Origin of the sequence: Bradyrhizobium sp. LTSP849, assembly GCF_000938255.1 — a bacterium.
Classification (GTDB): Bacteria; Pseudomonadota; Alphaproteobacteria; order Rhizobiales; family Xanthobacteraceae; genus Bradyrhizobium.
This window is the reverse complement of record NZ_JYMR01000030.1, coordinates 1-7,493: the sequence shown is the minus strand read 5'-3', so window position 1 is coordinate 7,493 and position 7,493 is coordinate 1. Positions and strand designations below refer to the sequence as shown.

At 64.7% G+C, this 7,493-nt stretch carries 7 protein-coding genes; 3 read left to right on the top strand and 4 right to left on the bottom strand.

The genetic code is table 11. The annotated features are described in order from the left end of the window. Positions 1–271: transposase (locus UB31_RS20040; protein WP_045009670.1), on the top strand; the 271-nt coding region annotated here is incomplete at its 5' end. A gap of 133 nt (positions 272–404) precedes the next feature. Here UB31_RS20040 and UB31_RS20035 read toward each other — a convergent pair. The 3 genes from UB31_RS20035 to UB31_RS20025 form a co-directional block, all read right to left on the bottom strand. Then, a complete protein-coding gene (locus tag UB31_RS20035) occupies positions 405–1,643 on the bottom strand; it encodes a URC4/urg3 family protein (protein WP_045012147.1) in 1,239 nt (412 codons plus the stop codon). A gap of 7 nt (positions 1,644–1,650) precedes the next feature. After that, positions 1,651–2,907, bottom strand: coding sequence for a GTP cyclohydrolase II (locus UB31_RS20030; RefSeq protein ID WP_045003462.1), 1,257 nt, complete (start codon positions 2,905–2,907; stop codon positions 1,651–1,653). A gap of 255 nt (positions 2,908–3,162) precedes the next feature. Further along, positions 3,163–3,642, bottom strand: coding sequence for a sigma factor-like helix-turn-helix DNA-binding protein (locus UB31_RS20025; protein WP_050044802.1), 480 nt, complete (start codon positions 3,640–3,642; stop codon positions 3,163–3,165). 201 nt (positions 3,643–3,843) lie between these two features. On the opposite strand from UB31_RS20025, the gene UB31_RS20020 reads away from it, so the two are divergent. Beyond that, positions 3,844–5,766 (top strand): tetratricopeptide repeat protein, encoded by a 1,923-nt coding sequence (locus UB31_RS20020; protein WP_050044801.1) that lies wholly within the window; start codon positions 3,844–3,846, stop codon positions 5,764–5,766. A 57-nt stretch (positions 5,767–5,823) separates the two neighbouring features. Further along, positions 5,824–6,951, top strand: a complete 1,128-nt coding sequence (locus UB31_RS20015; RefSeq protein ID WP_045003459.1) for a threonine synthase — start codon at positions 5,824–5,826, stop codon at positions 6,949–6,951. 271 nt (positions 6,952–7,222) lie between these two features. On the opposite strand, the gene UB31_RS20010 is transcribed toward UB31_RS20015, so the two are convergent. After that, positions 7,223–7,493, bottom strand: a 271-nt coding sequence (locus UB31_RS20010) for a transposase (RefSeq protein WP_045009670.1), incomplete at its 5' end; no start/stop codon positions are given.

Here is a 7,493-nt window from a genome sequence, read left to right as displayed (position 1 = left end):
TGGCATCAAGGACCGCCTGATGCATCGGCCCAACAAGCATCATCCCGAACTGCCGCCGCGGCAGAAGCTGCGCAACAAACTAATCGCCAAGGTGCGCGCCGCCGTCGAGCGTCCGTACGCCGTGTTCAAGGAGCATTATGGTCTCCGGCGGATGCGCTTCTTCAACTTCGAGCGCAATCAGGTGCACATCGTGCTGGCCTGCTGCGCCTACAACCTACGGCGTGCGGCCGGCGCATTGGCCGCACAACGCCAGGAGTCCGTCTCCGCATGAAAAAACAGAGGACAACAGGGGATGAAATGAGCAAAATGCCGCTCACTGTAGCGGGCTGACATCAAAAAAGCCCGCGACGCACCTCAAGCGCCCGCTCGCCCCTCTGTGCAAAGCCCTCACAAGGGGAGAGGGTTTAGAAAACGGTCCCGTCGCTGATCACCTTGAGCGGCGGCGCGCCGTCGGGGCGGCGTGAAAAGGCAATGGCGCGGCCCGCAGCCCAGGTGCCGCCTTCCAGGATGCTGGCAAGCGGCAAGGACTCCGGCGTGCGGCCGAGCTTTGCGCGGACACTCCCTGCCAGCCGATCCAGCAGTGCGACGGTGAGCGCACGCCACTCGACGACGAGCAGCGAGTCCACCGCGTGCGCGCGTTCGGCATCAGCGGCATCGCGCAGGCGCAGCACCTCGTGATCGACGAACAGGCCGCCATTGCGGTATTCGGCAAGCCCGGTCAGTCCGTCGATGTCGGTCACCTCCAGGCCGGCGCGCTGGAGCGGCTCGATCAGCGAATAGCTCAGCCATTGTGACAGCTTGTGCAGGGGAACGAGGCCCGCGGTTGCGCCGTCAGCCTTGATCGCCGGATGGCGCCAGCAATCGCCGAGCGGAACGCCCGCAAGTTCAAGCCGCGACGGCCAGATCGGCCCGAGCTGGTTCAGCACTGCGGATAGGATCGCGGGCGCGGGAATAGTGCCGTTGGTTGCCTGCGCTGCGATGTGATCGAACAGTCCGCCCGGCCGTGGCGTGTCGTGCGAGCCGAAAACGTCCGGACGCTCCGCGACCAGCTGGCCCAAGCGCCGCAACAGATCCGTGCGTCCTTCGAGGCCAAGCAGAGGATTGGCATCAGTTACTTGAAAAGCGGATGTAAGCGCGGCGAGCGGCAGTTTTGCGAGCACGTCCGCATCGACCCTGAAAGGCGCACGCGCATCGCCGGAGAAAAGGCCGCCTGCAAACATGTCGAGGCTTGCAATCGCAAGCCCCTCGGATCGGCCGATGCCTTCTCCTGTCACGGCGTCGCGATAGCGCCAGGCAGCACCGGCGCCGGCATCGAGCAGCACGCTGACGATCGCAAGATCAAACTCCGCACGCGCCCGCGCCGCGCGATCCGGCCATGAGGCCGCGTCGGCAAGCCGCGCCCAGCGATCGACGCCGCCAAGCACAAAGTGCCGCCACCGCGCGTGGAAGGGAATGTCGAGCGTAGGATAGGCTTTGCGCGTGACCGCGACCACGGCATCCGCAACGCCATCCATGCGATCGAGATCGATGGTGAAATGCGTGAGCCCGCCGTTCAGGCCGATCTCGAGCATCTCGCCAGCACCCGCGCGAACCGCTGCTGCGCTGAGCAGCGAGCCGGCCTGTCGTTCCAAAGCCTCCGTCATCACTTGATCAGTATTTTTCCAGCGAACGTCCGACCACGCCGTTGACGTCCTTCTCGGGCGCAATGTCGGTCGAGTAATAGCCGGCGGCCTTCTTCGCGGCCATTTCGACGTCGGCATCGGCCGGAATGAGCTCCGGCGGGATCGGCACGCGCTCCACGATATCGATGCCCTGCGATGTCAGCGCGTCGTGTTTCATGTCGCTCATCGACAGGAAGCGGTCGATGCGCTTCAGGCCCAGCCAGTGGATGGTGTCGGGCATCAATTGCTGGAAGCGCGCATCCTGGACGCCGGCGACGCATTCGGTGCGCTCGAAATAGGCGTTGGCCGCATCGCCACCCGCCTGGCGCTTGCGCGCGTTGTAGACCAGGAATTTGGTGACCTCGCCGAGCGCGCGGCCTTCCTTGCGGTTGTAGATGACGAGCCCGAGCCCGCCCTCCTGCGCGCCGCGCGCGGATTCCTCGATGCCGTGGATGAGGTAGGGGCGGCAGGTGCAGATGTCGGAGCCGAACACGTCGGAGCCGTTGCACTCGTCATGCACGCGGCAGGTGATCTTGGTGCGATGGTCCGGCAGCTTGGTGACGTCGCCGAACATGTAGATGGTGGTGCCGCCGATCGGCGGCAGGAACACCTTCATGTCCGGCCGTGTCACCAGTTCGGGGAACATGCCGGCGGTCTGCTCGAACAGCGTGCGGCGCAGCTCGGTCTCGTTCGTGCCGAACCGCTCCGCAAGGCCCGGCAGGTACCAGACCGGATCGATTGCGATCTTCACCACCGACACGCTGCCATTGGCGTGCACGACATCGCCATCGGCGCGCAGCCGTTTTGCGGCGAGCGCCTCGCGGATCTCGGGCAGGTCGAGACGGGCACGCGTCACCGCGATGCTTGGCCGGATGTCGATGCCCTCGGCGATGTCCTTGCCGAAATTCTCGGCGACCAGATGTCCCCAGGGATCGAGCGCGACGATCTTCGCGGGATCGCGCCATTGCTCAAACGGCCCGATGGTCGCCGCGGGAAACGTGTTGGTGAGATCGGGACGCCGGATCGGATCGAGCGCGCCGGCGGAGACGGCGAGCGCCCGGTACATCGCATAGGATCCGCCATGGCTGCCGATCACGTTGCGATCCTGCGCGCGCGACACCGTGCCGATGATCGGCCCGCGGGCGCGCGCATCCGCTGCACCCCAGTGAATCGGAAAGGCAGCTTTCCGGCCCGGCTCCGGATGGGAGGTGAGGCGGATGTGGTCGGTACGGTTCGCGCGGCTCATGTCCAAGCTCCCAAAAAGCCAACGGCCCGCCGCTCGGACGGGCCTGGCTCAGTCGCGCTGCCGGCGGACACCGGCGACGCAATCCAACATATTGTAGCGGCCGACGACGACAGACAAGTTAATCGTGCGGTGCGGCCTGGCCGTTCATTGCCCATTATATGGGTATCGGCAGGCCTGATCGGAATGGCGCCCGCGCGCCGGTCGGGAGCCTTGCTGTCGATTATATCAGATTAAGTAATTGAAATAATTAGACTTTTAGTCTCGGCGGCCGACCGACCTTGCGAGCAGCCGCCGTGCGCAGGCCAATCGCGCCATGATCTCGCCTGTCGGCAACGACGTCACCTCGGCGATCTCCCTGTAGGAGAGCGCATCGAGCTCGCGCAGGACCAGGATTTCGCGCAGGCGCCGCGGCAGGGTCTCGATGGCACAGCGAACCGCGGCCGCATCGACATCGATGCGCGCTGTAATTTTCTCCGCACCGTCGTCCGATCGGAGGACGGAAGTGCCGACCGCATCAGGTAACCGCTTGTTTGCGACTACATCATCTTGCCGATCGCGCTGCCGACGGGTGGTCAGCCATGTCCGATAGCAATTCCGCACGCCTTTCAACAACCGGGTCCGGTCTCTTCGGCCGGCGTCGATCCGACGAAATGCCGCCTGAACGATGTGCTCGGCGGCGTCCGCATCGCCGCTCAGGAAGCGCGCAAAATTATAAGCCGAATCGAGCGTTCGCATGCCGTCTCGTCCCGGAGTGACGCCGTTCTGCATCGAGTGCCTCGCGCGATCCCGTGTGGTTGTGCGCGGCTCTCTTCGTCTGAACGGCGGCCGGTCTCAATGGACGGCGCATCACCTTTCTCTGGACTCGCAATCCCCCGGGAAGCCGAATGAAATCACGGGCTTCCGTCAACACATCCCCAACGCTTCGACGAGACTTCAATGCTGCACGAACCTGAATTGATCGAGAGACCGGCCGCGACCTCGGCGGTGCAGCTCGCCAGGCGCACCCGGTTCGGCGTTTTCGAGACCGATCCGCGCAGCGGCGAGCTGATCAAGAACGGCCGCCGGGTCCGCTTGCAGGAGCAGCCGTTTCAATTGCTCTCGGCATTGCTCGACCGGCCGGGCGAGGTGGTGACGCGTGAGGAGCTGCGCACACTGCTGTGGCCGCAGACGGTGGTCGATTACGATCACGGGCTCAACAAGGCCGTGAGCAAGATACGCGAGGCGCTCGGCGATTCCGCCGAGAGCCCGCGCTTTGTCGAGACCGTGGCGCGCCGCGGCTATCGCTTCCTCGCCGATGTCACCGTCATCGAGGAGAGCCCTGTTGCGGCGCCCGAAACCGTCGCGCCTGCGCCGCAGGCCGACCATCCGGCCAGACGTGTCATCGGTTGGCGACAGGGATTTGCCGCCTCGATCGGCTTGATCCTGCTGTTGGCCGTGGCGCTGTTCATATGGCTTTACCCCTGGCATCAGGCACCGCAAGCAATCCATTCGCTCGCGGTGTTGCCGCTTGTCGATACCTCGGAAGATCCGTCGCAGGACTTTTTCGCAGACGGCATGACCGGCGAGCTGATCACGCAGCTCGGCAAGGTCAATGCGCTCCGGGTGATCTCGCGCACCTCGGCCATGACCTACAAGGGCGCGCATAAATCGCTCGCGACCATTGCGCGAGAGCTCAATGTCGATGCCGTCATCGAGGGCAGCGTGATGCGCGCGGGCGGCCGCGTGCGCATCACGGCGCAGCTCATCCATGCGCCGGACGACGGCCGCGTCTGGGCCGACAGCTATGAGGGCGATGTTCGCGACGCACTGACGCTTCAGGTCCGCGTCGCCCGCGCCGTCGCCGAGCAGGTGCGTGTGACGCTGAACCACGGCGAACGCGCCGCCTTCGAAAAGGCGCGTCCCGTCGATCCCTCGGCGTACGAAAATTATCTGAAGGGGCGCTACTTCCTGAACAAGCGCACGGGTGAGGCGCTCAAGGTGGCGATCAGATATTTCCGTCAGGCCATCGAGATCGATCGAAACTATGCCGAGGCCTATTCCGGCCTCGCGGACGCCTATGCGCTCGCCGGCGATTGGGAGTACGGCGTGCTCTCGACCACGGAGGCCTTTTCAAAGGCGACTGCGGCCGCCAGCAAGGCGCTGGAGCTCGACGGTACGCTCGGCGAAGCCCATACCTCGCTCGCCTTCGCGCTCGATCTCTACGGCTGGGATTGGGATGTCGCCGGCTCCGAATACGAGGCCGCGATCCGTCTCAATCCGAGCTACGCCACGGCGCACCATTGGTACGCCTGGCATCTGATGCTGATGGGCAAGACGACCCAGGCGCTCCAGGAATTCACCCAGGCGCAAAGCCTCGATCCGCTCTCTCTCATCATCGGCGCCGATATTGCGGATGCCCTCAGCATCAACCATGACTTCGGCGCAGCGGTTGCGCAGAGCCGCAAGACGCTCGAGCTCGATCCGGGATTTGCCGTCGGTCATTACGAGCTGGGCCAGGCCCTGGTGCAGCTCGGCCGGTTCGACGAGGCGATCGCGGCATTTCGCAAGGCGATCGAGATCTCCGGCCACAGCAGCGTGTTCGATTCCAACCTCGCCTACGCCTATGCCGTGTCCGGCCGCAAGGACGACGCCGTCAGGATCGCGACCGACATGGCAACGCAGGGTGAAATCTATCCGTCGGCGCAAGCCAACGTCGCGCTCATCTATGTCGGCCTCGGTGATCGCGACGCTGCGCTCGATTGGCTCGGCAAGGCCTATGAGGCCAGGTTCAATCCCTCGATCCTGCTGCGGCCCGCCTTCGATCCGCTCCGCAGCGATGCGCGGTTCAGGGACCTCATGCATCGCATCGGCCTGGGGTAGGCAAAGCGGCCATAATCAGACATATCGTACAGCTTCGGCCCCGTCCCGGAGTACGCCATGTCTGCCGCCAGCTACATCGACCCCCGCAATGGAAAGCTCTATCCGCTCGACCAGCCGCGCTGGTGCTCGGACGAGCGCACGCCGCTTCTGGTGACGCCGGGGGTGGGTCTGTCGCGCGAGGACATCGACGGCCGCACGCGATCGCTGTGGCGCTATCGGGCGGCGCTGCCGGTCGCGATCGCAAAACCGATCACGCTCGGCGAAGGCTGCACGCCGCTCGTACAACAGGAGTGGGGCAACCTGCGGCCGTTCTTCAAGCTCGAATGGTTCAACCCGACCGGCAGCTTCAAGGACAGAGGCTCTGCGGTCATGCTGTCCTTCCTGCGGCAGATCGGCGTCGACGCCATTCTGGAGGATTCTTCCGGCAATGGCGGCTCGTCGATGGCGGGGCTCGGTGCTGCCGGCGGCATGCGCGTGAAGATTTTGGCGCCGGCGTCGACGTCGCCGGCCAAGATCGCGCAGGTGCGCGCCTATGGCGCCACGGTGCAGCTCGTCGAGGGCCCGCGCGAGGAGTCGGAGGCCGAAGCCATTCGCCAGTCGAGCCAGACTTTCTACGCCAGCCACAATTGGCAGCCGTTTTTCCTGGAAGGCACCAAGTCGCTGGCCTATGAAATCTGGGAGGACCTCGGTTTTCACGCACCCGATAACGTCATCGTCCCCGTCGGCGCGGGCAGCAGCCTCCTGGGCTGCGCCTTCGGCTTCCGCGAGTTGTTGAAGGCGGGGCAGATTGCAAAACTGCCGCGTCTGTTCGCAGCACAGCCGCTGAATTGTTCGCCGATCGATGCAAGTTTCAAGGCCGGCGTGGATACGCCTGTCGCGCGCGAAGTGAACAAGACGATCGCCGAAGGCACCGCCATCAAGAATCCGCTGCGCCTGCGCGAGATCATCGGCGCGTTGCGCGAGAGCGGCGGTGGCACCGTTGCGCTCAGCGAAGAGGAGATCGTCGCCGCGCTACGGCGCCTTGCGCGACAAGGCCTGTTCGCCGAGCCGACCAGCGCCAGTGCGGCTGCGGCGCTGGAAAAGCTCGCCGCGGCAGGAGCGGTCAAGGCGAACGAGACCACCGTGGCCGTTCTCACGGGCACCGGGCTGAAGGCGGCAACCACCGTTGCCGATCTCGTGCAGTAGGGCAGGTCTCTTCCCCTCTCCCCTTGTGGGAGAAGGTGGCGCGAAGCGCCGGATGAGGGGTATCTCACCACACACTCAAATGAGAATTGAACGCGCGGAGAGATACCCCTCACCCGTCTCGCCGCTTCGCGTCGAGCCACCCTCTCCCCTTGTGAGGGCTTTGCACAGAGGGGCGAGCGGGCGCTTGAGGTGCGTCGCGGGCTTTTTTGATGTCAGCCCGCTACAGTGAGCGGCATTTTGCTCATTTCATCCCCTGTTGTCCTCTGTTTTTTCATGCGGAGACGGACTCCTGGCGTTGTGCGGCCAATGCGCCGGCCGCACGCCGTAGGTTGTAGGCGCAGCAGGCCAGCACGATGTGCACCTGATTGCGCTCGAAGTTGAAGAAGCGCATCCGCCGGAGACCATAATGCTCCTTGAACACGGCGTACGGACGCTCGACGGCGGCGCGCACCTTGGCGATTAGTTTGTTGCGCAGCTTCTGCCGCGGCGGCAGTTCGGGATGATGCTTGTTGGGCCGATGCATCAGGCGGTCCTTGATGCCA